The organism is Achromobacter sp., assembly GCF_032102605.1.
GTDB lineage: Bacteria > Pseudomonadota > Gammaproteobacteria > Burkholderiales > Burkholderiaceae_B > Achromobacter.
On sequence record NZ_DAMDGT010000011.1, the window covers coordinates 58,442 to 84,147 of the forward strand.

Annotated in this window: 24 protein-coding genes; 20 read left to right on the top strand and 4 right to left on the bottom strand. The window is 67.4% G+C overall.

Annotated elements, in window-relative coordinates; translation table 11 throughout:
* Positions 1-60: 60 nt before the first annotated feature.
* Positions 61-1,005, top strand: coding sequence for a LysR family transcriptional regulator (locus tag RT614_RS22090; RefSeq protein WP_313624282.1), 945 nt, complete (start codon positions 61-63; stop codon positions 1,003-1,005).
* Between the two features lie 16 nt (positions 1,006-1,021).
* Here the strand turns inward: RT614_RS22090 and RT614_RS22095 are convergent, their stop codons facing one another.
* The gene (locus RT614_RS22095) at positions 1,022-2,410 is read right to left on the bottom strand and encodes a 3-deoxy-D-arabino-heptulosonate 7-phosphate synthase (RefSeq protein ID WP_313624283.1); all 1,389 of its coding nucleotides are present in this window, start codon (positions 2,408-2,410) and stop codon (positions 1,022-1,024) included.
* Positions 2,411-2,720: 310 nt separating this feature from the next.
* Between RT614_RS22095 and RT614_RS22100 the strand changes: the two genes are divergently transcribed.
* From RT614_RS22100 to pdeM, 4 genes are read left to right on the top strand one after another with little or no spacing between them, the layout of a single operon-like run.
* Positions 2,721-3,725 carry a ligase-associated DNA damage response exonuclease gene (locus RT614_RS22100; RefSeq protein WP_313624284.1) on the top strand — a complete coding sequence of 335 codons (1,005 nt, stop codon included), beginning with the start codon at positions 2,721-2,723 and terminating at the stop codon, positions 3,723-3,725.
* Positions 3,726-3,777: 52 nt separating this feature from the next.
* The gene (locus tag RT614_RS22105; protein WP_313624285.1) at positions 3,778-5,382 is read left to right on the top strand and encodes an ATP-dependent DNA ligase; all 1,605 of its coding nucleotides are present in this window, start codon (positions 3,778-3,780) and stop codon (positions 5,380-5,382) included.
* Positions 5,379-7,841 (top strand): ligase-associated DNA damage response DEXH box helicase, encoded by a 2,463-nt coding sequence (locus RT614_RS22110; RefSeq protein WP_313624287.1) that lies wholly within the window; start codon positions 5,379-5,381, stop codon positions 7,839-7,841. The genes RT614_RS22105 and RT614_RS22110 overlap by 4 nt, the downstream gene beginning before the upstream one ends.
* Positions 7,825-8,493, top strand: a complete 669-nt coding sequence (pdeM, locus tag RT614_RS22115; protein ID WP_313624288.1) for a ligase-associated DNA damage response endonuclease PdeM — start codon at positions 7,825-7,827, stop codon at positions 8,491-8,493. The genes RT614_RS22110 and pdeM overlap by 17 nt, the downstream gene beginning before the upstream one ends.
* A gap of 50 nt (positions 8,494-8,543) precedes the next feature.
* Here pdeM and RT614_RS22120 read toward each other — a convergent pair whose 3' ends face one another.
* Entirely contained in the window at positions 8,544-9,068 is a 525-nt protein-coding gene (locus RT614_RS22120; protein WP_313624289.1) for a CinA family protein, read from the bottom strand.
* A gap of 554 nt (positions 9,069-9,622) precedes the next feature.
* On the opposite strand from RT614_RS22120, the gene RT614_RS22125 reads away from it, so the two are divergent.
* The 4 genes from RT614_RS22125 (at position 9,623) to RT614_RS22140 (ending at position 12,559) form a co-directional block, all read left to right on the top strand.
* Positions 9,623-10,417, top strand: coding sequence for a BON domain-containing protein (locus RT614_RS22125; RefSeq protein ID WP_313624290.1), 795 nt, complete (start codon positions 9,623-9,625; stop codon positions 10,415-10,417).
* 54 nt (positions 10,418-10,471) lie between these two features.
* A complete protein-coding gene (locus RT614_RS22130) occupies positions 10,472-10,666 on the top strand; it encodes a hypothetical protein (RefSeq protein ID WP_313624291.1) in 195 nt (64 codons plus the stop codon).
* A gap of 32 nt (positions 10,667-10,698) precedes the next feature.
* Positions 10,699-10,938, top strand: coding sequence for a hypothetical protein (locus tag RT614_RS22135; RefSeq protein WP_409558506.1), 240 nt, complete (start codon positions 10,699-10,701; stop codon positions 10,936-10,938).
* 229 nt (positions 10,939-11,167) lie between these two features.
* Positions 11,168-12,559, top strand: coding sequence for an FAD-binding oxidoreductase (locus tag RT614_RS22140; protein ID WP_313624292.1), 1,392 nt, complete (start codon positions 11,168-11,170; stop codon positions 12,557-12,559).
* Between the two features lie 139 nt (positions 12,560-12,698).
* Here RT614_RS22140 and RT614_RS22145 read toward each other — a convergent pair whose 3' ends face one another.
* Both RT614_RS22145 and RT614_RS22150 read right to left on the bottom strand, forming a co-directional pair.
* On the bottom strand, positions 12,699-13,685 hold the full coding sequence (locus RT614_RS22145; RefSeq protein ID WP_313624293.1) for a tripartite tricarboxylate transporter substrate binding protein: 987 nt from the start codon (positions 13,683-13,685) through the stop codon (positions 12,699-12,701).
* 78 nt (positions 13,686-13,763) lie between these two features.
* Positions 13,764-14,993: a CoA transferase gene (locus RT614_RS22150; RefSeq protein WP_313624294.1), complete on the bottom strand. Its 1,230-nt coding sequence runs from the start codon at positions 14,991-14,993 to the stop codon at positions 13,764-13,766.
* A gap of 174 nt (positions 14,994-15,167) precedes the next feature.
* On the opposite strand from RT614_RS22150, the gene RT614_RS22155 reads away from it, so the two are divergent.
* From RT614_RS22155 to RT614_RS22205, 11 genes are all read left to right on the top strand, one after another.
* Positions 15,168-16,379 (top strand): ABC transporter substrate-binding protein, encoded by a 1,212-nt coding sequence (locus tag RT614_RS22155; protein WP_313624295.1) that lies wholly within the window; start codon positions 15,168-15,170, stop codon positions 16,377-16,379.
* 28 nt (positions 16,380-16,407) lie between these two features.
* Positions 16,408-17,247: a MaoC family dehydratase N-terminal domain-containing protein gene (locus RT614_RS22160; RefSeq protein ID WP_313624296.1), complete on the top strand. Its 840-nt coding sequence runs from the start codon at positions 16,408-16,410 to the stop codon at positions 17,245-17,247.
* Between the two features lie 43 nt (positions 17,248-17,290).
* Positions 17,291-18,034, top strand: a complete 744-nt coding sequence (locus tag RT614_RS22165) for an SDR family oxidoreductase (RefSeq protein WP_313624297.1) — start codon at positions 17,291-17,293, stop codon at positions 18,032-18,034.
* A 23-nt stretch (positions 18,035-18,057) separates the two neighbouring features.
* The gene (locus RT614_RS22170) at positions 18,058-18,993 is read left to right on the top strand and encodes an NAD(P)-dependent oxidoreductase (protein ID WP_313624298.1); all 936 of its coding nucleotides are present in this window, start codon (positions 18,058-18,060) and stop codon (positions 18,991-18,993) included.
* Entirely contained in the window at positions 18,986-19,864 is an 879-nt protein-coding gene (locus tag RT614_RS22175) for a branched-chain amino acid ABC transporter permease (protein WP_313624299.1), read from the top strand. The genes RT614_RS22170 and RT614_RS22175 overlap by 8 nt, the downstream gene beginning before the upstream one ends.
* 7 nt (positions 19,865-19,871) lie before the next feature.
* Positions 19,872-20,852: a branched-chain amino acid ABC transporter permease gene (locus tag RT614_RS22180; RefSeq protein WP_313624300.1), complete on the top strand. Its 981-nt coding sequence runs from the start codon at positions 19,872-19,874 to the stop codon at positions 20,850-20,852.
* Positions 20,849-21,637: an ABC transporter ATP-binding protein gene (locus tag RT614_RS22185; protein WP_313624301.1), complete on the top strand. Its 789-nt coding sequence runs from the start codon at positions 20,849-20,851 to the stop codon at positions 21,635-21,637. Before RT614_RS22180 ends, RT614_RS22185 begins: the two co-directional genes overlap by 4 nt.
* Positions 21,630-22,391 (top strand): ABC transporter ATP-binding protein, encoded by a 762-nt coding sequence (locus RT614_RS22190; RefSeq protein WP_313624302.1) that lies wholly within the window; start codon positions 21,630-21,632, stop codon positions 22,389-22,391. Before RT614_RS22185 ends, RT614_RS22190 begins: the two co-directional genes overlap by 8 nt.
* 14 nt (positions 22,392-22,405) lie before the next feature.
* The gene (locus RT614_RS22195) at positions 22,406-23,344 is read left to right on the top strand and encodes an SMP-30/gluconolactonase/LRE family protein (RefSeq protein ID WP_313624303.1); all 939 of its coding nucleotides are present in this window, start codon (positions 22,406-22,408) and stop codon (positions 23,342-23,344) included.
* A 5-nt stretch (positions 23,345-23,349) separates the two neighbouring features.
* Positions 23,350-24,369 (top strand): Bug family tripartite tricarboxylate transporter substrate binding protein, encoded by a 1,020-nt coding sequence (locus RT614_RS22200; RefSeq protein ID WP_313624304.1) that lies wholly within the window; start codon positions 23,350-23,352, stop codon positions 24,367-24,369.
* 99 nt (positions 24,370-24,468) lie between these two features.
* Positions 24,469-25,671, top strand: coding sequence for a MaoC family dehydratase N-terminal domain-containing protein (locus tag RT614_RS22205; RefSeq protein ID WP_313624305.1), 1,203 nt, complete (start codon positions 24,469-24,471; stop codon positions 25,669-25,671).
* Positions 25,672-25,706: the final 35 nt, after the last annotated feature.

Genomic DNA, 25,706 nt, shown 5'->3' on the forward strand with positions numbered 1-25,706 from the left:
GATGCTAGACTCGGCCGACGCATTGGACAATCCACGTGTTTGTGCCTGGAATGGTGAACCATGATTGACAATATGCCGGACCTGAATCTCGTCAGGCTGTTCGTGGCAATGGTGGAGTCGCGCAATCTCAGCGCGGCCGCGCAGCGTTGCGGCATGACGCGGTCGAACATGTCTCATCGCCTGAAGCGGCTGGAACTGGACCTGGGCTCGCAGCTCTTTCGGCGCACCACGCGCCACGTCGAACTGACCCAGGCCGGTCAGTTGCTGTACCAGCATGGCATCCGGCTGCTGGACGAAATGCGCGCGGCGCAGGCAGCGATCGACAGCCTGGACGGCGTCGTGCGCGGTGACGTGCGCATCCGCCTGCCCACGGGCCTGGGCCACCTGTATCTGGCGCCGGTGCTTCTGGACTTTGCGCGGGCCCATCCGGACATCGCGTTGCGCGTGCACATCAACGACGGCATTGGCGACCTGATCTCGGCCGAGGTCGACATCGCGTTGAAGATCACGTCGTCGCCGCCCGAAGACCACGTGGCGCGCCGCCTGTGCGGCATCCAGTGGTGCCTGTGCGCGGCGCCGGCGTTCCTGGACCGGAACGGCCCGGTGGACAGGATGGAACAGTTGGGACGCTGCGACCTGATCGCCCCACAGTCGTTGGGCCGCCGTTTTGACCTGCGGCTGAAGCAGGCGCATGGCGACCCGCTGATCCTGCGCGTGGCGCCAAGATTGCAGTCGGGCGATTACCCGTTCCTGCGGGATGCGGTGCTGGCGGGATTGGGCGTCGCGTTGCTTCCCAGATACGCGGTGTGGGCGCAATTGCGCGACCAGGAGCTGTGCGAGGTGATGCCGGCGTTCGAACCCGAGGGCGTCGGCGACGCCATCTATCTGCTGACCGCGCCCAACCGCTTTCCGTCCATGGCCACACGCGTGCTGGCCGACTTCATCCGCGAGCACATCGAGCGGCATGTGCAGGACTGGGAAAGGGCGGCTGCGGCCGCGTCGTGACGGGAGGGCTCGCCGCCTACGGCGCCCGCTCCATGCCTTGGATGGCGGCCATCAGGTCGTCGGCGTGGACCATCAGGCTGCGCACGCGGCGCAGCAAGGGATACTGGTTCAGCACGGCGCTCCAGCGCGGCGATTCCAGAAGCTCGCGCCACACGGGCTCCAGCAGTTGGGGGGCCGGCGATTGGCCGTCGGTCATGCGCCCGGCGAAGTCCAGGCTGGCCGGCGCCGACAATAATTGCATGCGACCCGCGGCGCCCAGCAGGCGCGGCCGGGCGTCCGCGGGCGCATCCGAAAAGTACAGGACGCTGCGGTCAAGAGCAGCCTCGTCCGTGTCCAGCGCGCGCAGCGATGCGCCTCGCAGCCGCAACGGCCCCTGCCGGCTCTTGAACGTATGGACGGTGTGAGGGTCGGCGTTTGCAAGAAGGCGCAGGCCGCGGATCAGGCGCGGCAGGTCGGTGTTGGCGGCATCGGTGGACGCCTTGGCCTCCACCAGAAGGCGAACGTCCCAGTCGTTCCCGGTGTCCGCGTCGTGCGGCCGATGCAGCAGGGCCACGTCCCATTCGGTCTTGGCGCGTTCCGTCTCGCCCGGTATGGACGCGGGCACGCGCAATGAGGCTGCCACGCGCCAGGAATCGCCGGTGGCATGGGCAAGGCGTTGGGCCAGCGCCGTCATGGCCTGTTCGGCCAGGGCTTCGACCGCGACGCCGCGGCGATGCGAGCGCAGGCCCTGCGCGGCGGCTTCGGGCGTGCCGGGCCGCGGACCTTGCTTGTCCCATAGCGTCTGATAACGCTGCACCAGCGGATCAGCGGCCAGCTCGTCCAGACGGCGCAAGTGCGCAAGGGCCTGCTCGTCCAGCAGCTTGGCGAGGCCCGCGGCAATAGCGGGATCCTGCGCCTGTTCCGGCGTGGCGAGGATGCGCGCGGCGTCGTCCGCCAGTGTGGTCCATGCGCCGGACGCCGCAGCTCCATACAGTTGCGCCAGCGCTTCGCGCAGTGCGCCCACAGGCATGTTGCGGAGCTTGCCGGGATGGGCCATCGCGTCGACGGCGGTGCGAACCGCGCGTCTATCCCTGTCTGCGTGCGCATAAAGCGATGCGTGTTCGCGCACGCGGGGCGCGCGGTGCCGAAGCACCATGGCTTGAAACACCGGATCGCCGCGCGAGTCGCGCATCGCTTCGCGGATCAGTTGCGCGAGCGCCTTGCAAAAGCGCCATTGCAAGGCGGGTTCAGGCGGCGTGCCGCCCGCAAGAGCCTGCCGGGCTTCTTCGATGATGATCGCGAGCGCGGTGGAAGGATCGGATTCCTCCAGCCCCAGCGTCCACGCCGGCAACGGCGGCACGCGAAAACGCCGTGCAACAGCGTGCAGGATTTGGTCCAGCAGGGCGGGCGTCGGCGAAGGTGGCATGAAGGATCCGCGGCATGATGGGCCTCGCTACCAGGGGACGACCGACAGGGCGACCGAGACGACGACGACCAGGACAACGAGCGTGAGGATGTGATTCGTACGCATATTTTCTCCTTAAAGCCACGCTTCGACAGTACATGCTGATGTGGCCGCAGTCTGAAACTGAAGTTTTAAATGCTCATCGGATGGTTTCGGCGCAGCGCGCGCGTTGCAAAAGCACGCCAATCGCTTTGCAGGCCGCGCCGGGCTTCGCGGTATAACAAAAACAGGCGGCGCGAAGCCCTTGCGCCGCGCCGTTTCGGGAGCTGACATGCGCGACATCGTCCAATTGCGTCCGGAAGGCCTGTTCTGTCCGGCAGGCGGCTTTCACATCGATCCCTGGCGGCCGGTGGACGTCGCCGTGCTTACCCATGGCCATGGCGACCACGCGCGCGCGGGCATGGGCCGCTACCACACCAGCGCGGAAGGGCTGCCCATCCTGCAATGGCGCCTGGGACACCAGGACTACCGCGTCCACGATTACGGACAGACCTTCACGCTAGGCGATGCGCGCGTGTCCCTGCATCCCGCCGGGCACGTGCTGGGTTCCGCCCAGGTCCGCATCGAGGCCGAGGGCCAGGTCTGGGTCGTATCCGGCGACTACAAGCGCCAGCCGGATCCCACGTGCAGCCCGTTCGAGGTCGTGCCGTGCGACACGTTCATCACCGAGGCCACCTTCGGCCTGCCGATCTACCGCTGGCCCAGCGCCGCGGACGTCGCGCGCGACATCGTGGCGTGGCGCGACCATTGCGCCGCGCGCGGCGAGGCCGCCATTCTCTATTGCTACGCGCTGGGCAAGGCGCAGCGCGTATTGGCGGAATTGATGCCATTCGCGGACTGCCCCGTCTATCTGCATGGCGCCATCGCCGCGGGCGTGGACGTGTACCGCAAGGCCGGCGTTCCGATGGCGGACACCCGCCTGGTGATCGACGCGGACGGTGCGCCGGCGGCCTCGGGCACGGGGTTTGCTGGGGAGCTTGTTCTGGCTCCGCCGTCCGCGGCCGGCAGCCCGTGGCTGCGGCGGTTCCGCAAGGCGCAGCACGGCTTCGCCTCCGGCTGGATGCGGCTGCGCGGCAACCGGCGGCGGCGCAACATGGACCGTGGTTTCGTGGTGTCGGACCACGCGGACTGGCCCGATCTGCTGCGCACCATCCAGGAGACCGGGGCGCGCCGCGTGATCGCAACGCACGGCGATACCGACGCGCTGGTGCGGACGCTGAATGAATCCGGCATTGCCGCCGAAACGCTGGTGACGCAGTACGGAGAAGACGACTAGGCGTGTTCGCGGCGCCTTTCAGTTAATGGGTCGAAGGGAGACGGACGCAGGCATGAAGCGATTCGCGGCGTTGTATCAGGAACTGGACCGCAGCACCGCCACCTTGGACAAGCGCGCGGCGCTGGTGGCGTACTTCCGCGATGCGCCGCCGCGGGATGCGGCCTGGGCGCTGTACCTGCTGGCAGGTGGCAAGATCACCAGCGCGCGTCGCAAGATCGCAGGCGTGGGCGAACTGCGCGCGTGGGCGGCCGTCGCCTCGGATACCGCGCCCTGGTTGCTGGACGCCTGCTACGACCAGGTGGGCGACCTGGCCGAGACCCTTGCCCTGCTGGTCCCCGATCCCGCCATGGCCGCACCCGAGCGCGGACTGGCGGACTGGATCGAAGAAGTCCTGGTGCCCGTCGCCAACCGCGACGAAGCCGAGCGTCGTGAAGTCATCGTGTCGGCATGGCTGGGCCTGCCTTACGCAGAACGCCTGGTCTTCAACAAGTTGCTGACGGGCGCCCTGCGAGTCGGTGTATCGCAGCGCATGGTGCAGCAGGCCCTGGCGGAGATGTCGGGCGTTCCCATTGCGCGCATCGCGCAGCGCATGCTGGGTGCGTGGGCGCCCAGTCCGGCGTTCCTGCGCGATCTGCTCAGCGCCGAGGAACTGCCCGGAGACCGCCAGCAGCCCTATCCCTTTTTCCTCGCGTCGCCGCTGGAGGGCGATCCGGCCTTGCTGGGCCCCATCGACGATTGGCTGGTCGAATGGAAGTGGGACGGCATCCGGGCCCAGCTGATACGGCGGCACGGAGACGTCGCGTTGTGGTCGCGTGGGGAAGAGCGCCTGGACGGACGGTTTCCGGAAGTGGAGGCTGCGGCGGCTGCGTTGAACGTGGATTGCGTGCTGGACGGCGAGCTGCTGGCGTGGCAGGACGACAACGACGATCCGATGCCGTTCGCCGCGTTGCAGACCCGTATCCAGCGGCTCAAGCCGGGGCCCAAGTGGCTGGCCGAAGCGCCGGTGCGGATGTTGGCGTACGACTTGCTGGAACTCGACGGCGCCGATTTGCGGGATTTGCCGCAGTCCGAGCGCCGCGCGCGGCTGGAAGCCTTGCTGCGCGCGCATCCGGACCCGCGGCTGCGGCTGTCGCCCACCGTCGCTCCGGGTAGTTGGGAAGCAGCCCATGCGCTGCGCGCGGAATCGCGCGAACGCGGGGTCGAGGGCTTCATGCTCAAACGCGGCAGCGCGCCCTACCAAAGCGGCCGAAGACGCGGCGATTGGTGGAAGTGGAAGATCGATCCGCTGACCATCGACGCCGTGTTGCTGTATGCGCAGTCCGGACACGGCCGTCGCAGCACGCTCTACACCGACTACACGTTCGGCCTGTGGGAAGGCGAAGCGCTGGTGCCCATCGCCAAAGCCTATTCGGGCCTGGACGACAAGGAAATCCTGGAGCTTGACCGCTGGCTGCGCGCGCACACGCGAGAGCGCTTCGGGCCGGTGCGCTCGGTCGAGCCGGTGCAGGTCTTCGAATTGGGCTTTGAAGGCGTCAACCTGTCCAAGCGCCACAAGTCGGGAGTCGCGGTGCGCTTTCCGCGCATTCTGCGTTGGCGGCACGACAAGCCCGCCGACCAGGCCGACCAGCTGGACACGCTGAAGGCGCTGGCCCGATGAGCGCCGCGGCGCGCGGATGGGACGCGCCGCTTGCGGCGTGGTTTGCGGCCCGCGGCTGGAAGCCCGCGCCGTTCCAGCGCGAGACGTGGCGGCGCTACCTGGATGGCGATTCAGGCTTGCTGCACACGCCGACGGGCAGCGGCAAGACGCTGGCCGCGTTCGGCGGCCCGCTGCTGGAAGCGCTGGCGGACGACACGTCTGCACGGCCCGTGACCGGCGAAGGCCCGCGCGTGCTGTGGGTGACGCCGCTGAGGGCGCTGGCCGCCGACACCGCGCGGGCGCTGGGCCAGACGGCGAGCGACCTGGAGTTGCCGTGGACGGTCGCGCTGCGCACGGGCGATGCCAGCGCACGAGACAAGCGGCTGGCCCGTCAGGGCAAGGCGCATGTGCTGGTGATCACGCCGGAGTCCCTGGCCCTCTTGCTGTCGTATGCCGACGCGTCACTGCGTTTTTGCGCGCTGCGCTGCGTCGTGGTGGACGAGTGGCACGAACTGCTGGGCAACAAGCGCGGGGTGCTGCTGCAGCTTTGCCTTGCCCGATTGCGGCGCTTGTCGCCCGACGCGCGAACGTGGGGCCTGTCCGCCACGTTGGGAAACCTGGAGGAGGCGCGCGCCGTGCTGCTACCCCACGCGCCCGGCAGTCCGATGGTTGCGGGCGCGAAACCGCGCAAGATCCAGATCTCCACATTGCTGCCGGAACGCAGCCGATCCTTGCCATGGGCCGGTCACCTGGGCCTGTCGCAACTGGAGCGCGTCTTCAAGCGGCTCTTCGACGTGCGCGCCACGCTGCTGTTCACGAACACGCGTGCGCAGGCGGAGCTGTGGCATCGCGCGCTGGAATCGATCTGGCCCGAGGACCCCGGCACGCTGGGGCTGCATCATGGATCGCTAGACCCCAGGCTGCGCGCCACGGTCGAGCAGGGTCTGCGCGATGGGACCGTGCGCTGCGTGGTGGCCACGTCCAGCCTGGACCTTGGCGTGGATTTCCCCGCCGTGGACCAGGTCCTGCAGATTGGCAGCCCCAAGGGCGTGGCGCGCCTGTTGCAGCGCGCAGGCCGCGCCAGGCATCGGCCGGGAGAGTCCGGCAACGTCATCTGCGTGCCGGCGCAAGCGCTGGAGCTGATCGAGTATGCCGCGGCCCGACAGGCCATCGCACGGGGCGAGATCGAGTCCCGGCAGCCACCGATCGGCAGCCTGGACGTGCTGGCCCAGCACGCGGTGACGCTGGCGCTGGGTGGCGGCTTCGACGCCGGCGAGCTGTTCCGCGAGGTGCAGGGCACGCACGCCTATGCCGCGCTGGATGCCGCGACGTGGCAGGCCGTGCTGGATTTCATCGTGCAAGGCGGACGCGCGCTGGCCAAGTACCCCGATTATCACCGCGTGGTGCGCGACGATGACGGCTGCTACCGCGTGCATGATCGCCGCATTGCGTTCCGTCATCGCCTGTCCATCGGCACCATTACCGCCGACGGCGCCGTGGCCGTGAAGTATCTGCGGGGCGGCAGCCTGGGTTCGGTGGAAGAGGGGTTTCTTGCGCGGCTGCGGCGGGGCGACCGCTTCCAGTTCGCCGGTCGCACGCTTGAACTTGTGCGACTGGAAGGCATGGTCGCCTACGTGCGTCGGGCCAAGGGGGGCGACGGCCCCGTCGCGACCTGGCTGGGCGGGCGCATGCCCTTGTCCACGCAGCTGGCGAGCGAGGTCGAGAGCCTGTATGCGCATCCGGGCGCCCATCCCGAAATGCGCGCGGTCGAGCCGTTGCTGCGCATCCAGGAGCAGGCCAGCGCGCTGCCTGACCGAGGGCGCCTGCTGGCCGAGCGCATCGGCACGCGACGCGGAATGCATCTGTTCCTGTTTCCCTTTGCGGGGCGCGCCGTCCACGAGGGCATCGCCGCGATGGTCGCGCTGCGCTGGGGGCGGCTGCATGCCAACACCTTTTCCTTCACCGTCAACGACTACGGCCTGATGCTCACGCTGGCGGAACCGGCGGCGCTGGACGAGGCGCTGCTGCGCCAGCTTCTCAGCCCGGACAACATGGCCGAGGACCTGCGAGACGGTGTCAATCTGGGTGAAATGGCGCGCCGGCAGTTCCGTGAAATCGCGCGCGTCGCCGGCCTGCTGACGCCGTCGCTGCCGGGCCAGGCGGCGCGTTCATTGCGTCAGGTGCAGGCATCCAGCGGACTGCTCTACGACGTGCTGCGCCGCTACGATCCTGACCATCTGCTGCTGGCGCAAGCCGAACGCGAGGTCTTCGAATTGCAGCTTGAGGCGCCGCGCCTGATGGCGGCGCTGCAGGATTGCCAGGGCCGTGAGCTTGCGTTGCGCGAACCGCGGGCGCTGACGCCGCTGTCGTTTCCGCTGTGGACGGAAAGCCTGCGCGGTCAGCTCAGCACCGAGACCTGGCAGGCGCGCGTGAGGCGAGCCGCCGAACAACTGGAGAAGCGCTATGCCCGTGTCGCCTGATCAAGGGCTGGCCATGGAGCTGGCGGGCGAGCAAGTGGTCCTGCTGGGCGGGCGCGCGCTGCATTGGCCTGCGCGCGCCCGGCTGATCATTGCGGATCTGCACCTGGGGAAAAGCCACGTCTTCCGTCAGGCGGGCATCGCGGTGCCGCGCGGCGCCACGCTGGATGACCTGCGCCGGCTGTCGGATCTGCTGGTGGCGACAGATGCGCGGGAGCTTGTGGTGGTGGGCGACGTGCTCCACGGCCCCTCAACGCAGGCAGCATGGCGCGATGCCTGGATCGCGTGGCGTAGCGACCATGCAGCATTGGACGTTGCCGTGCTGGCCGGCAATCACGATCGGGCCCTGGACGGCGCGGCGCTGGGCGTGCGTCAGTTGGGAGAGGCTTGGGGAGACGGCCCGTTTCTGTTCCGCCATCTGCCTCATGCGGACCCGGACGGCCGCCATGTCATCGCCGGCCACGTGCATCCGAAGACGCGCGTGCCCGGCGTGCCGCGCAGCTGGCCGGCGTTCTGGCTCAGGCCGGAGATCACCGTACTGCCTGCGTTCTCGGACTTCACGGGCGGACACGCCGTTCGGGTGGAGCAGGGCGCAGTGCTGGTGGCGTGCGTCGAAGGTGATGCGATACCGCTGGGGGCTGCAGTCATCCGATGAACACGCGCATGGATTGACGGTCCGTCGCGCGACGTGGTGTCGCACGTCCGTCAAGACGACCTGTTCGTTGAGGGACGGTCGCCTTTCCGCCATTGCGCGTGATAGGCCACGAGCCGGCTCAGCGCGTGTTCGGCGCTGGCTCGGCGGATCGAATTGCGGTCACCGGTGAAGCGCATCGTTTCCGAATACACCGTGGGCGATGCATCGGCCGGCCCCGATTTGAATACCCACGCATAGCATTGCGTCCCGGCGGGGATCTCGTCGTCGGTGTCATCGGTGACGCCGGTGTTCGAGATCGAGACGTTGGCCGCGCTATTGCGCGCGGCGCCCAGCGCCATTTCCCGGGCGACTGCCTCGCTGGTGAGATTGTGGCGCTGCAGCGTGCGCGACGTGACGCCCAGGCACTGCTGCTTTGAACGCGGCGAATAGGTGACGAACGCACAATCCAGCAGCGCGCCCGCGCCCGGAATGTCGGCCAGCGTGGCGGCGATCAGCCCGGCGGTGCACGACTCGGCCGTGACGAGCACGAGCGTGTGTTCGTGCATGTACGCCGCGACCCTTTCGATGGCATTCATTCCCGCCCCTCCCGGCTGAATCTCGGGGTGCGACAGCAAGTCGCGTGCCGGTCGCGTGCCCCTATTTCTCCGGGGGGCGATGCGCGACAGCCACGCCGACGGACCCGCAAGGCAGCCGGTACTTGCCGCCGCCCAGCCAGGTGACGGGTTCGCCGTTAGGCAATGTGCATACGTAGATGGGAACCGAGGAAGTCGGGCTGCGTTTGGCGATCAAACGCCGTTCTACGCGGCATGTTGAACGATCGGGGAGTTTCACGATTACATCTGACAGCCTGGATCCCGAAGCCATGTTGATCTCCTGAATGTCGTGTGTCGTTGTGCCGGATGCGGCGCATAACGCCTGTGGCGCGTTTGTGACCGCACAGGGTTCCATTCTTATCACCCGCACGCGTGCAGGCCTATCCGCCATTCAGCGAGTGGGCCTTCGGGACTAGACACTCGCGAAACAGCCCGGCACAGCACTTGCTGCCCGTACAAAGCGGGCCGCGACGGGCGCGAACGAACATTCCGTCGCCGGACTCGCAAGATCCACAATTCGCAACGGGAGATATGAGATGAACAGAGATCCGAGGAACACGTCTGGAAATCGCGGCGATCGGGAACCTTGGCACGACCCCGCGCCCTCCTTCGGATACCAGGGCGAAGGCACCCGCCAGGGCGGCACGCGCGAAAGCCGTGAACCGGTTCGCAGCCGCAGCGCGGACCCCGGCCAGAGCAGTTACGGGGGCTTTTCGAACGAAGATCCTTCGTACCAGCGGCAGCAGGTGTACGGCGACCAGGATCGCCGATACGGCGATCAGGACCGGGGCTACGGCAACCGCGATCGCGAATACGGCCGCCAGGAACGCGGACAAGGTGGCAACCAGGACAGGGGCTACGGCAATCAGGCCCGCGGATACGGCAGCAGGGAACAGGGCTACGACGGTCCCACGTCATTCGGCGACGACGAGGGCGGCTATTACGGCGACCGTCCCGCGTGGCGCGAAGAGTCGATGTCCTTCGAGACCGCTGAGCGGGGCGGCTACAACCGCGGCTTGACCGCATGGCGCGATCGCGGATCGCGTCGCACCGATCCCAAGGGCTACATCCGTTCGGACGACCGGGTGCGTGAGAACGTTTGCGAATCGCTGGCGCACAGCGGCCTGGACGTCAGCGATGTGTCGGTGGCGGTGGTCGACGGACGGGTAGTGCTGGAAGGCACTGTCCCCAATCGCCGTATCAAGCATTACGTGGAGGACTGCACCGTGGAATGCGCTGGCGTCCAGGACGTCGATAACCGAATCCGCGTTGCAGGGTTCCAGGGAACGGATGCCACGACCACGGGCCCCGCAGGCGGCGTCAAGGAATAAGCCTTTTCGCGAACGCATTTGCCGTATACGGCCCTGAATTCAAGGAGCAAGACCATGACCAAGCAAAAGGACAACAAGGACCAGGACGCGCAAGACCGCAGCCAGGACGATACGCCTCGTGAAACCCAGGCCAGCCACGGCGATACCCAGAACCGGACGAAGAAAGAGGGCCACGTCACGCAGATCGGCACGGGCCAGGACCAGCAAAGCCAGCGCAACCGCGGGCAGGGCGCGCGTTCCAAGCCTTGATGTCATCTCCCTTTCTCGCCGGGGGCTGATCCATGACGCTGGACACGTTGTGGGACCTGCTGCAGTGGCCGGCCATGGTGGCGTCGCTGGGCGCGGCCTGGCTGGTCGCGTCCCGCAGCGCCCGCCGCCGCAACGCGGGATTCTGGGTATTCCTGTCAAGCAATGTGCTGTGGGTAGGATGGGGCCTGCATGATGACGCCTGGGCGCTTATTGCACTGCAACTTGGCCTGGCCGCCATGAACGTGCGCGGCGTCCTGAAAAATGATGCCTAGGGGCTGCTTGCGCGGGTCCAAAGGCCTATACTTTTTTGATCCCGCACGCTCCGGCGCACGAAGCAGGGCGTCTGCCGCCTTCTCCCCGCGCGGCGTACACCGGACAAGCACGCGCCCCGGGTCATGGCCCCTACGCCAGGAGGCAAATTTCTTCCATGTCGCGCCCAACCAGATAGACGGCTTGCTTTAGACGCTGTTTGTGGATGCATCGCCTACAGGGAGATGTGTGATGAACAAACTGTCCAGCAGCATTTTGGAAAATCTGCGGGCATCGGCAAGAGGCCAGGTGCTGACGTCCGGCGATGCGGGCTACGACGATGCCCGGAAAATATGGAACGCGATGGTCGACCGTCGACCCGAAGTCATCGTCAGATGCGCGGGCGCCGCCGACGTGCGCAAGGCCGTGGATATCGCTCGCGAAAACCACATGATGGTGTCGGTGCGTGGTGGGGGCCACAACATTGCGGGCACGGCCGTCTGCGATGGCGGCATGATGATCGACGTGTCGCCGATGAAGTCGGTGCGCATCGATCCCGGGCGCGCCCGCGCCTATGTCGAACCCGGCGCGACCCTGGCCGACTTCGACCACGAAGCCCAGGCTTTCGGCCTGGCGGTTCCGCTGGGTATCAATTCCACGACCGGCGTGGCCGGCCTGACATTGGGAGGAGGCTTCGGGTGGCTCAGCCGCAGGTTTGGCCTGACCGTGGACAATCTCGTGTCGGCGGATGTGGTCACGGCCGACGGCCAATTGCTGCGCGCCAGCGATGCCGAAAACTCTGACCTTTTCTGGGCCATTCGGGGCGGGGGCGGAAACTTCGGCGTGGTGACGATGTTCGAGTTCCAGTTGCATCCGGTGGGACCCGAAGTCTATGGAGGACTGGTGGTGGTGCCGCTTGAGCAGGGCAAGGAGGCGCTGGCGAACTACCGCGCCGCGTTGCGCACCATGCCTGAGGAACTGACCGTATGGGCGGTGCTGCGGCAGGCGCCTCCGCTGCCGTTCCTGCCGGAATCCACGCACGGCAAACCGATAGTCGCCTTTGCCGCCTGCTATACCGGCGACGTCAAGAAAGGGCCCGAGGCGGTTGAGGTGGTGCGCAAGTTCGGCGAGCCTTACGGCGAGCACCTTGGGCCCATGCCTTATGCGGCCTGGCAGCAGGCTTTCGATCCTTTGCTGACACCCGGCGCGCGCAACTACTGGAAATCGCACAATCTGGGCGAGCTTCAGGACGGGCTGATCGATGCCGTCGTCGCGGCCGTGCAGGGCGTACCGTCGCCGCAGTGCGAGATCTTCTTCGGCCATATTGCCGGCGCGGCCATGCGCGTTCCGGTTTCCTCAATGGCCTATCCACATCGGTCCGCGCAGTTCGCCATGAACGTGCATGGTCGCTGGGACAGCCCGCAAGACGATGAGCGCTGCATCGCCTGGACGCGCGACATCTTCAAGGCCACCGAGCCGTATTCGCAGGGCGGCGTCTACGTGAACTTTCTGACCCAGGAGGAAACCGAGCGGGTGGGCGCGGCCTACGGAGAAAACTTCGACCGGCTGGTGCAGGTGAAGACCCGGTACGACCCGAAGAACCTGTTCCGGCATAACCAGAACATCCGGCCGGCAGGGCCTTGAAGACGGCGACGCGTCAGTCAGTCGGGCTGGCGCGGCGTCGCGCCCGGCCCGATTGCTTGCACCGCCGGGATCGGGGAATGCGGCGTGTCGCCGGCGGGCGGCGCGACTCGGGCGCCCGCCTTGCACTCACCCTGAAAAATCACTCCAGCTTGATATTCGCCTTGCGCGCCACGTCTCGCCACCGTTGCAGGTCTTCCTTCAGCTCCGCAGTGAATTGCGCCGGCGTGTCCAGCACCGGCTCGACGCCGCGCGTGACCAGGGCCTGGCGGGCCTCTGGCGCGCCCATGCCGCGTTTCAGCGCTTCGTAAAGGCGATTGGCCAGTGCCGGGTCCAGCTTGGGCGGCGCCAGTACGCCGAACCACGTGGTGGTCTGGAAGCCCGGCACGCCGGCTTCCTGCACGGCGGGGATGTCGCGCGCCATGTCCGAGCGCGCCGGGCCCGTGACGGCAAGCGCGTGCAGCTGGCCGCTCTGGATCAGTGGCAGGGACGACGGCAGCGTGTCGAAATAGGCGTCGACGCGGCCGCCGATCAGGTCGGTGATGACCTGGCTGCTGCCCTTGTAGGGGATGTGCTGGAAGTTCGTCACGCCTGACGACTGCACGAAGAGTTCGGCGGCCATGTGCGTGATGTTGCCGGTTCCGGCCGAGCCATATGGCACGGGCGTGCGGCTGGCCTTGGCGTATTTCAGGAAATCGTCCAGCGTCCTGGTGGGCAGTTTGGGATTGACCACCAGCACCAGCGGCGTGTAGCCCACCTGCGTGATCGGCGTGAAGTCGCGCAGCGGGTCATAGGGCAGTTTGGGCGACAGGGCGGGGCTGATGGATTGCGAGGCCGTGACGCCCAGCAGCAGGGTATAGCCGTCGGCGGGGGCGCGGGCGACTTCGGCGGCGGCGATGGTGCCATTGGCGCCCGCCTTGTTGTCCACGACGACACTGGTCTTCAGCGCCTCGCCCAGGCGCTGCGCAACCTGGCGGGCCACGAAATCGGCGCCGCCGCCCGGCGGGAAGCCGACGATCAGCCGGATGGGCCGATCGGGATAATCCGCGGCGGAGGCGGTGGCGGCGGCGAACAGCAAGCCGGCGAAGGCGGCCTTCAACAGGCCCGGCACAATATTGAGCTTCAGCATCTGCAGTCTCCTCGTTTCTTGTGGGGCGGTCTGTCGCGCCCGCTTTCTTTCCGGCGTGCAACGCGCTTTATACGCGTCTCAAGCCTGCTTGCGCACGGGCGCCCAGGCAAAATCTCCTGGCCGGTCGGCGGATACGGCGCCGCTGTCGATCAGCGCGTCGCATTCGGCGGGCGTCAGTCCCGCCGCCAGCAGCACGTCCCGCGTGTGTTCGCCCAGGTCCGGCGGCGGCAGCGTCGCGACGCCGTCGTCCGCGGCGTTCAAGCGCGGAAACTCCGGCACGTCGAAGGCAATATCGCGGTAGCGGACGCTGCGCAGCTTGCCCGGCTGGCGCGCCTGTTCCGCGTCCAGCACGCGCTCCAGCGGCAGCACTTCAGTGCTTCCCACGCCGGCCATGCGCAGCCGCGCCGTGGCGTCGTCGAACGTATGGGCGCCGATGGCGGCCTTGACGATGTCCTCCACGCGCTCCCGGGCCTTTTTCCGGTCTTTCAGCGCGTAGAGCGACGCGTCGGCGGTTTCCGGCAGGTCCAGCGCCTGGCAGAACTTCAGCCAGTGTGCGTCGGTCAGCATCAGCAGGTACATCCAGCGTTCGTCGGAGGTCAGGTAGGCGCCATAGCCCGGCATGCTGAATTCGCCATGCGGTTCGCGCTCCGGACGACCCAGCAGCTGGGTCTTGAGCTGCACGCCGACCAGGTCGCGCGAGGCGACGTGCAGCCCGGTCTCGTACAGGCCGATCTCGATATGGCCGCCGTCATCCTTGGAGTCGGGCTGCAGCATGCGGGCAAGGATGCCGATCACCGCATACGCGCCCGCGAACTGGTCGTGGTACGACGGCCCCAGCCGGCTGGGACGGCCATTGATGCGGTTGGCTTCCATGACGCCGGTGGAGGCTTCAGCCACGGGATTGGAAGCCAGGTCGTCGGCCTGCGGTCCCTCGGCGTAGCCTCGGATGTGGCAGTAGATCAGCCGGGGATTGATGGCCTGGCATTCGGCCTTGGTCAGCTTGAGCTTGCGCGCCGCTTTGGGCGCCAGGTTGTGCACGAATGCATCGGCCGTCTCCAGCATCTTGAGGAACGCGGCGTGGCCGTCCGGGTGGGCGAGGTCGATGCACGCGCTCTTCTTGCCATGGCTGTACGCGATGAAGGTGCCGCTGGGCCCGCCCCGGACCAGGCTGCGGGTGGGGTCGCCGCGAGGCGGTTCCACCTTGATCACCTCGGCGCCCAGTTGCGCAAGGATATGAGAGGCAAACGGCGCGGCAAGCATGGTGCCCAATTCAATGACGCGGCGGCCCGCGAGGGGTGGGGAGTGCATGGTGTCTCCTGGCGTTGGTCTTGAAAGAATGCATTATATATGCGTAGACTTTGCGCAATTCAACCTTTTTTGCTAGGGAAAGCCCGTATTTTGCGGCGGCGTCAAAAATATAGAATGCATTCTTAGTCGCTCAGCAGACGGCGGCGATCGAAGAGAACAACCAGGAGACATCTCGTGCACAGAAGGACATTTCTTTCCGGTTGTGCGGCGGCAGCCTCGATTTCGCTTCCAGGCTGGGCGCGCGCGCAGTCCGTTTCCCCGGGCATCGATACGGCCAGCAAGACGGTCACGGTCGGCGCCTTCACGCCCATCACGGGGCCGGTGCCGTTCTATGCGATTCTTTCCCGCGCCGCCGACGCCTGCTTCAAATGGATCAACGAGACCGACGCGCTGAACGGCTGGAAGGTCAAGCTCGTCACCTATGACGACGGCTACGAGCCGGCCCGCAGCGTGGCCGTGACGCGCCGCCTGGTGGAGGAAAACAAGATCTTTGCGCTGGCTGCGCCGGTGGGCACCGCGCAGTCGGTGGCGGTGATTCCCTACGCCAAGGAAGTGGGCCTGCCGATGATCGGCCCGATCGGCGGCGCGACGGCCCTGTTTGCCGAACGGCTGGTATTTCCGCTGCTGCCGGACTACGGCTGGTCCGCGGCGTCCAACCTGGAATACGCCTTCACGGGCCTGAACGCGAGCCGGGTCGCGCTGCTGTGGGAAAACGACGAGCTGGGACGTTCGGCCAAGCGCGGCTTCGACATGCTGATGGCGGCCAACCAGAAACAGGCGGCCGAGTCGATCCCGTTCGAGGTGCGCAGCACCGACTTCACGCCCCACGTGCGCCGGATTGCAAACGCAAAAGCGGACGTGGTGATCCTGTTCGGGTCCAACGCCAACCTGGCCGCGGCGCTCAAGACCGCCGATCGGCTGGGTTACCAGGGCAAATGGATGGCGCCGTTCTTCACCGCCGATCCCACCACCTACAAGCTGGCCGGCCCGCTGCTGGACGGCGCTTATTTTTCCTCGTGGCTGATGCCTGTCGACGCGGACGACGCGAACATCAAGGCGTATCGGGAAACCGTGGCCAAGCTGTATCCCAACGATCCGATCGGCGTCTTCGGTTTGAACGGCTGGAGCAATGCGGCGCTGTTCGCCAAGGGCTTCCAGATGCTGCTGGCCAGTGGCAAGCCGCTGACGCGCGCAAACCTGGTGGACGTGATGGAGACCATGACCAACCAGACCGTGGGCGGCGCGCGGCAGGTCACATTCAAGCCCGGCGACCACCGTGGCGCGCGCCAGGAAGGGATCATCCAGGCGGTGTCCGGCGGCAGCTTCAAGCTGGTGCGGGACTTCAAGCCCTATCCGGCCGACGTGTTCGACGCAAAACTGGCCTAGGGCCTGTACCTACTGAAGGAGTTCTCGCGTGAGCAATGCATACGATGATTGGGTCGGCCGCGAAGAGGCGCATACGCAGCGCATCGATGCGGCGGTCGTCCAGGCCATGGCGGCGACGCTGGACCTGGAGCGCGCGCCCGTTGCGGGCGACCCACTGCCGCCCGGGTGGCAATGGCTGTTCTTCAACCCGGCCGCGCGCCGCAGCGGGCTGGGCGACGATGGCCATCCGCGGCGCGGCGGCTTCCTGCCGCCCATCGAACTGCCGCGCCGCATGTGGGCGGGCAGCCGGATCAGCTACCTGGCGGACCTGCCGATCGGCGCCGAGGCCACGCGTCGCAGCCGCATCGTGAAGGTCGAAAACAAGATGGGCAAGCGCGGGTCGCTGTGGTTCGTGACGGTGGAGCACACCACGGCCTGCGAGGGCGAGCCCTGCATCGTCGAGGAGCAGGACATCGTCTACCGCGAGGCCCCGCCGCCGGGCGCGGCCGCCGCGGCGCCGGAGCAATACGAAGGCCAGGCCCGCTGGAGCCGTGCCGTCCAGCCCGACACGACCCTGCTGTTCCGCTATTCGGCGCTGACGTTCAACGGCCACCGGATCCACTACGACCAGGCGTATGCACGCAACGAAGAGGGGTATCCGGACCTGGTCGTGCACGGCCCGCTGACCGCGACGCTGTTGCAGCAGCTTGCGCTGGAATACGGCGAAGGGCGGCCGCTTGCGTCCTTCGCGTTCCGCGGCGTCAGCCCGCTGTTCGTGACGCGCGCCTTCCGCATCGAAGGCCACACGCAGGAAGACGGAACGCTCGCCCTGTGGGCGCGCGGCCCCGACGGAGAACTGGCGATGTCCGCCACCGCGGCGCTGCGCTGAACGCGACGCCGCCCCTAGAAAAACTATCAGGAGACAAGAAAAGATGGCACAGCATTTGAGCGGTCCCGCGAATCTTGAGGGCCAGGTTGCGTTGATCACGGGGGGCGCGGGCGCCATGGGCCAGGCCATTGCCAAAGCCTTCCGCCAGGCGGGCGCGCGCGTGATCGCGACGGACCGTGTCGAGTCGCAGGACCTGGGCGGCGGCATCGATTACCGCCGCTACGACGTGACCTCGCGCGCCGAGACCGACCAGGTCATCGACGCGGTGCTGGCCGAATACGGCAAGGTGGACATCCTGGTGCTGTGCGCGGGCATCATCGCTCGCACCCCGCTGGGCGACAGCACGGACGACGAGTGGGACGCGGTGATGTCGGTGAACGTGCGCGGCGTGGTCAACCCGGCGCGCAAGCTGTTTCCGCTGATGTGCAAGCAGGGCTTCGGCAAGATCCTGGCTGCCGGATCGATCGCGGCGAAGAACGGCGGCGTGGCTTCGGGCCCGGCCTACGTGGCGTCCAAGGCCGCCGTGCACGGCATGATGCGCTGGATCGCCAAGGCCGGCGCGCCGCACGGGGTATACGCCAACACGCTTGCCCCGGGACCGGTCGAGACCGCGATGTGGGCCAGCGTCACCAGCGGTGGCGCGCCGTCGGCCAACGGCACCGTGCCGCTGGGCCGCTACGGCAACGCCGACGATATCGCGCAGGCGGCGCTGTTCCTGTGCTCGCCGGCCTCGAACTGGATCACGGGCACGTCGCTGGACATCAGCGGCGGCATGTGGATGGACTAGGCGGCAACGCAAAGGGAGCCACCATGACAGCAGACAACGCACCCGTGATCGGCTTTATCGGCCTGGGCGTGATGGGCGGACCGATGTGCCGCAACGTCGGGGTCAAGCACGCCGGCCAGGTCATCGCCTTCGACATGAACGAGCAGGCCTATGCCTTGCTTGAAGGCACCGGCGCACAGCGCGCCACCTCCGTGGCCGACGTGGCCCAGCGCGCCGACGTGGTTTTCCTGTCGCTGCCCGGCGGGCCGCAGGTGGAACAGGTTTGCCTGGGCGCAGAAGGACTGTCGGCGGGATCGCGCCGCCCCGCCGTGATCGTGGACCTGAGCACCACGACCGTGGCCTCGGCCCGCGCCACCGCGAAAGCGCTGGCCAATCGCGGCATCGCCTTTGCCGACGCGCCGGTGGCGCGCACCCGCGAGGCGGCGCAGCGCGGCGAACTGAGCATCATGGTGGGCGCGGACGAGGCGCTGTATGCGCGCATCGAGCCGCTGCTGCGCTACATGGGCTCGGACGTGACGCGTTGCGGCGAGGTGGGCTGCGGCCAGGTCGTCAAGCTGATCAACAACGCGCTGGTGTTCGAGAACACCGTGGCGCTGGCCGAGATGATGGTGCTGGGCGAACGGGCGGGCGTGCAGCCGGCGGTGTTGCTGGACGCCGTATCCAAGGGCTCCGGCGACAGCTTCGTGCTGCGCAACCACGGCCGCAAGGCCATGCTGCCGCGCGAATTCCCGGAAAAGTCCTTTCCGCCGGAATACGCGCTCAAGGACCTGAGCTATGTGCTGGAGCTTGCCTCGCAAACCGGCCTGGCGGCGCACGTCACGCAGCTGGCGCAGCGCTACTACACCGCCACGGCCCGCGGCGGCTGGGGCGGCCGCTACTTCCCGTCGGTGATCGAAATCATCGACCGCGGCGACGGCCCAGCCGAGGCGACCGGGCAATCGGGGCAGGCCCATGGATGACTTCGTCGGCCTGGTCTGGGCGGGTGTCGTCAGCGGCTGCCTGTACGCCATGGGCGCGATCGGCATCGTGCTGATCTACAAGAGCTCGAACGTCGTGAACTTCGCGCATGGCAACCTGGCGGGCCTGGCGGCGTTCCTGGTGTTCGGCTTCACGGCGGGCCTCTTCGCCAACCTTGCGTGGGGCGCGGCGGTGGTCATCACGCTGGTCATCATGGTGGCGGTGATGGCGGTCAGCTACTTCCTGATCGCGCCGCTGGTCTTCAAGTCGGACCTGACCAGCACCATCGCCACGCTGGGCGTCGGCCTGATCGCGCAAGGCGCAACGCAGCTGCTCTTCGGTTCCAACGTGGTGTCGCTGGACTTGCCGCTGCCCAAGTGGCGTGGCCAGTTCGGGCCTATTCACGTCACGTCCTACGATCTGGCGGTGCTGGGAGCGACGGCGCTGGCGATCGGGCTGCTGTACCTGCTGATCGAGCGCACGCGCATCGGCATCGCGTTTCGCGCAGTGTCGGCCAATCCGTACGCCAGCCGCGTGTGCGGGCTGAACCTGCGCCGGGTCCATCTTTTTTCGTGGGTGACGGCGGGCGTGCTCGGCCTGATCGCGTCATTGCTGATCGTGCCCACCACGTTCCTGTCGTCCACCAGCGTGTCGTCCTTCATGCTCCAGGCGTTCGCCGCGGCGGTGGTGGGGGGCTTCAACAGCCTGCCGGGGGCGGTGCTGGGCGGGATTCTCATCGGCGCGATCATGAACCTGCTGTCGTTCTACGTGTCCGCCGAGTTCAACAACACCTATCTGCTGCTGACGATTCTGCTGGTGCTCAACGTCTTCCCGAAGGGTGTTCTGGCCATCCGGGGAGGCGCCCGTGTCTAGCGTGATCATGTCACCTTCCGAACGCCTTGCGGAATCCAAGGCGGTTGCGCAGCCGGCGCAGCCGCGGCGCTGGATGGCGTGCGCGGGCGTCGCCGGCGTTCTGGCGTTGGCCTTGCTGCCCCTGGCGGCCGGCGGCTACTGGACCTATACGCTGGGTCTGTGCTTTGCCAACGCCATCGCCATCATTTCGGTCAGCTTCCTGGTGCGCTACGGCGGCGAGGTCTCGATCGGCCATGGCGTATTCGTCGCGGCAGGCGCCTACACCGTGGCGCTGATGGAAAAGTACCTGGGCGTGTCGCTGCTGGCCAGCCTGCCGGCGGCCGCGCTGGCGGGCGCCATGCTGGGACTCGTGTTCGCCTATCCGTCGCGCTACCTGTCCGGCATCTACCTGGCCGTGGCCACGATGGCGCTGGCCCTGGCGTTGCCCGAAGTGCTGCTGCATTTTTCGTCGGTGTCCGGCGGCTATGAAGGCCTGTACGTGAAGCTGGATGCGCTGCCCGGCCTGGCCAAGGAGACCCAGCGGTATTACCTGCCGTTGGCGGGCCTCGTTGCGGTCGCTCTGTTGCTGCGGCACTTCCGCCGGTCGCGCCAGGCGATGGCGCTGCTGCTGATCCGCACGTCGCCGCATGCGGCCGAGTCCTTCGGCATTCGCAGAAGCTGGGCGCGCCTGTCGTGCATGGCGCTCAGCGGATCCATCGCGGCCATCGCGGGCGCCTTGCTGTCGTTCAGTTCGTCGACGGTGTCGCCCAACAGCTTCACGCTGTGGACGTCCATCTTCCTGCTGGTGGGCTCGGTGGTCAGCCTGTATTCGATGTCGATCCTGGGCAGCCTGCTGGGCGGACTTTTCCTGACGCTGATGCCCTTGCTGCTGGCGGGCGCGGGCGACTGGGTGCCCATTCTGTACGGATCGGCGCTGCTGGCGGTGGTGCTGGGCGTGAACGCGCTGCCCGCCAAGGTGCGCGCCAGGCTGCACGGAGGCAATCCATGAACGCGCAAGCCACGCTGGAACGCGATCCGCTGGTGGTGCAGGACCTGTCGCTGTCGTTCGGCGGCATCCAGGTGCTGCAGAGTATCGGCCTGCACCTGAAGGCGGGCGAAATCACGGGCCTGATCGGTCCGAACGGCGCGGGCAAGACTAGCTTCTTCAATTGTCTGACGGGGCTGTATTCCCCGCAGCAGGGCAGCATCCGGTTGGGAGCCCAGGGCCTGGAAGGCGTGCCGCCTCCCGGCCGCGCGGCGCTCGGATTCTCGCGCAGCTTCCAGCACGTGGCCCTGTGCCCCGAACTGACCATCGCCGAGAACGTGATGATCGGCCTGGACCGGCAATCGTCGGCCGGATGGCTGGATGCCTTCCTGCCGCTGCTCCGCGGCAAGGCCGAACGCGCGCGCAACCGCGAACGCGCCCTGGCCGCGCTGGAACGGTTGGGAGTGTTGCAGGTGGCCGATGAATACCCCGCGCAGCTTCCGCCCGGCGTCCTGCGTCTGGCGGAGATCTCGCGGGCGATCGTCGGCGATCCCCGAGTTCTGCTGCTGGACGAGCCCGCCGCGGGCCTGAATTCGGTTGAAACTGGCGACCTGTCCAGCGCCTTGAAGCGCCTGCGCGCGCCGGGCCTGGTGCTGGTGGTCGTCGAGCACGACATGGACTTGATCATGGACGTGTGCGACACCATCCACGTGCTGAACGTGGGCAGGCTCCTGGCCTCGGGCAACCCGGGACAGGTGCGCGGCAATCCCGACGTCGTGCGGGTCTACCTGGGAGACGAGGATGAGTGAAGCCTCGGCATTGCTGACGGTGGAAGGGCTGACGGTGCGCTATGGCGCGGGTCCGGTCGTGCATGGCATCGGGCTGTCCGTGGGCGCGGCGTCGGTCGTCGCGCTGCTGGGCGCCAACGGGGCGGGCAAGTCCAGCACGCTGCGCGCGATCGCCGGCCTGGAGCCCGCCAAGGGCCGGATCTGCCTGGACGGACAGGACATCACCGGCCTGACCGCGGCGCAGCGCTTTCGCCGGGGCATCGTGTACGTGCCGGAGGGACGGGCCATCGTGACCGACCTGACCGTCGGCGAAAACCTGGTCCTGGGTTCGTACTTCGTCGATGCGCGCACGCGGGCCCGGCGCGAAGAGATGGTCATGGAATTCTTCCCCGAGATCGCGGGGCGGCGCAACGCGCCAGCGGGCCTTCTCAGCGGCGGTGAACAGCAGATGCTGGCGATCGGCCGCGGCCTGATGTCCGGTCCGCGCCTGCTGCTGCTGGACGAACCGTCGCTCGGCCTCGCGCCGCTGCTGGTGGCGCGCGTGTACGAACGGCTGGCGGCGATCCAGCGCGAACAGAAGCTGGCGGCGCTGCTGGTCGAGCAGAGCTTTCACGTGGCGGCCAAGCTGGCGGTTCGAGCCTGGGTGCTGCGACATGGCCACATTGTGGGCGAACTGGACGAACAGGCGCTGCGCAGCCGGGAAGGGCGGCAGCGCGCCATCGACGCCTACCTGGGCGCGCGCGGTCAGGCGCAACCCCACGCGACTCACGCATAGCAAAGGAAACGCGCATGGAACACCTGAAGCTGCAAGGCGAGGTCCTGGCCACGGGACTCGAATTCCCGGAAGGCCCGGTCGCGATGCCGGACGGCAGCGTGCTGGTCGTGGAGATCGCCGCGGGGCGCCTGACGCGCGTCCTGCCCAATGGCGAACTGAGCAAGGTCGCCGACCTGGGCGGCGGACCCAACGGCGCAGCGCTGGGGCCTGATGGGCTCATCTATGTGTGCAACAACGGCGGCTTCAGCTGGCGCACCGATGATGGCTTCACACGCCCGACCGGGCCGGCCGTGGGCTACGCGGGCGGCAGCATCCAGCGGGTGGATCTGTCGACCGGCGCCGTCCAGACGCTCTACACGCATTGCGACGGCGTGCCCCTGCACGGCCCGAACGACATCGTCTTCGATACGCATGGCGGATTCTGGTTCACCGATTTCGGCAAGACCTTCGAAGACAGGATCCTGCGCGGCGCGGTGTATTACGCGCGCGCCGACGGCAGCTTCATCCGCCGCGCCGCCCATCCGGTGCTGACGCCCAACGGCGTCGGCCTGTCGCCGGACGGCAGCGTGCTTTACGTGACCGAGACCGAGACCAGCCGGCTGTGGTCGTATCCCGTCCTGGACAAGGGCGGCGAGGCCGGCCACCTGGGTACGGAGCCGTGGCCTTCGCCCAACGGCGGACGGCTGGTGCATGGCCTGCCGGGCTTTCAACGTTTTGATTCGTTGGCGCTGGAAGAGAACGGCAACATCTGCATCGCTACGCTAGTGCGCGGCGGCATCAGCGTGTTTTCGCCGGGCGGGGAACTGTTGGAATTCCACGAGGCGCCCGAAGGCTATTGCACCAACATCTGCTTTGGCAGCCCGGACCGCCGCAGCGCCTACATCACCCTGTCGGGGCGCGGGCAGCTGTTCGCCGCGCGCTGGCCTCGCGCCGGCCTGGCGCTCAATGGCTGACCGCCATGACCAATCAAACAAAGGACGCATCGATGAAGCCCGTGACTGATTCCGGCCGGCGAGCGGCCATGGCGGCAATGCTGGGGGCGGCGGCGCTGTGCCTGCTGCCGCAGGCCGGTGCAGCACAAGCCTGGCCCGAGAAGCCCATCCGCATCATCGTGCCGTACGCGGCGGGGCAGGGCGCCGACCTGCTGGCGCGGCTGGTGTCGCAGGAACTGGGCAAGCGGCTGAACCAGCCTATCGTCATCGAAAACCGGGCGGGCGCGGGCGGCAACATCGGTTCCGCGGCGGCGGCGCGCGCCGCGGGCGACGGCTACACCTTTCTGTTCGGCACCAACGCCACGAACGCGGCAAACGAATTTCTCTATTCCACCCCCGGTTACGACGCCGCGGCGGATTTCTCGGGCGTAGCCATGATCGGCCTCTTGCCGATGGTCATCTGCACGTCCGACACCGACCTGCCGGCCAACAGCGTGCCGGCGCTGATCGAACGCGCCCGCGCCAAGCCCAATGCATTGAACGTGGGCCTGCCCAGCACGACGGCGCAAGTGGTCTTTGCCGAATTCGTGAAGTCCGCGCAGGCGCCGCTGTTCGCGGTCAAGTACAAGGCGTCCGGCCAATCCCTGACGGACACGATGGGCGGACAGATCCCGCTGGTGATCGATACGGTCACCGCCGCGCGGCCCTACATCACCAGCGGCAAGCTGCGAGCGGTGGGCATCACTTCGCTCAAGGCCAGCGACATGCTCCCCGGCGTGAAGTCCGTGGCGGAGCAGGGCGTTCCGGGTTTTGACGTGGTGGCCTGGGACGCGCTGTTCGCGCCGCGCGGCACGCCGCCCAGGATCGTGCATGAAATGAGCGAACACATCCGGCAAGTGCTGGAACAGCCCGAGACGCGCCGCAAGATGCTGGATATCGGCGTCGAACCGCTGGTGATGCAACCCGCGCAGCTGGATGCCTTCGTCAAGGACGAACGCCAGAAGTGGGGCGCCATCATCAAGGCGGCTGGAATCCGTATCGAATAGTCAGGCAGCCGCGCCAGAACGCGCGCTTTTTTTTCGGTTCTTAAAGAATGCATTCTGCATTCACTCTGAAAGTCGAGGAGCAACAAAGTGAGCAACGTCATGAGTCTTCCCCAAGCCGATGTCGGAAACGCGCCCGCCGAAGGCCGCATCACGGACGAGGCCGTCGCCGCCGCCCGCGCGATGATCGGGCTGCATCTGCGTCCCGAAGGCCCGTATCTGCAGGACGCCACGGCGGATACCCTGCGCAACTGGTGCAACGGCATCGGCGATCTCAACCCGCTGTACCGCGACCCCGGCTACGCCGCGGGCACGCGCTACGGCACGCTCCTGGGCCACCCCATGTTCCCGATGGCGTTCGGCTGGCTGGGCCGCACCCGCTGGGGCCTGCCGGGCGTGCACGGTTTCTACGCCGGCAACGACTGGGAACTGTTCCGCCACGTGCGTCCCGGCGACCGCATCACCGCGATCGAGCGCGTGGTGGGCGTGGAGGAAAAGGAAAGCAAGTTCTCGGGCCGCCTGGTGCTGCAGTACGTGGAAGCCAGCTACTACAACCAGCGCGGCGAACTGATCGCCCGGGCGCTGGGCACCTGCACCCGCCACGAGCGCAAGGCCGCGCGCGACACCGGCAAATACAAGGAAATCGTCCAGCACGAATACACCGACGAGGAGCGCGACCGCATCGACCAGATGGTGCTGGACGAGCCGAAGAACGTCCGGGGCGCCAACGTGCGCTACTGGGAAGACGTGCAGGAAGGCGAGGAACTGCCGACGATCGCTCGCGGCCCGCTGTCGCTGATGGACACGATGGGCTTCCTGGTGGGCTGCGGCCGCGGCCACACCCACGGCGTGGTGCTGCAGGCGGCAGTGAAACACCCGGGCCACTTCTTCCGCAATCCGGAAGCGGGCGGCGGCGTGGAATACACGGGCATTGGCCATCACCGCGAATCGGTGGCCAAGGAAGTCGGCGTGCCGGGCACCTACGACTACGGCCCGCAGCGCTCGTCGTGGATGTGCTCGCTGGTGACCAACTGGATGGGCGACGCCGGCGTGATCAAGCGCGTGCGCACGGAAATGCGCCGCTTCAACATCATGGGCGACACGACGTTCTGCAAGGGCAAGGTGGTGCGCAAGTACGTGAAGGACAACACGGGACTCGTCGACATCGAACTGGCGGCCGAGAACCAGCGCGGCGAGCTGACCACCCCGGGCATCGCCACGGTGGCGCTGCCGTCGCGCGACGTGCGGCTGCCGGCCTTCCTGGACGGATCGGGCGTCGATCTTGAACTGCCCGTGACCCGCTGATCCGGCCCGCGGCCGCAACCCATCGAGACAGCCCT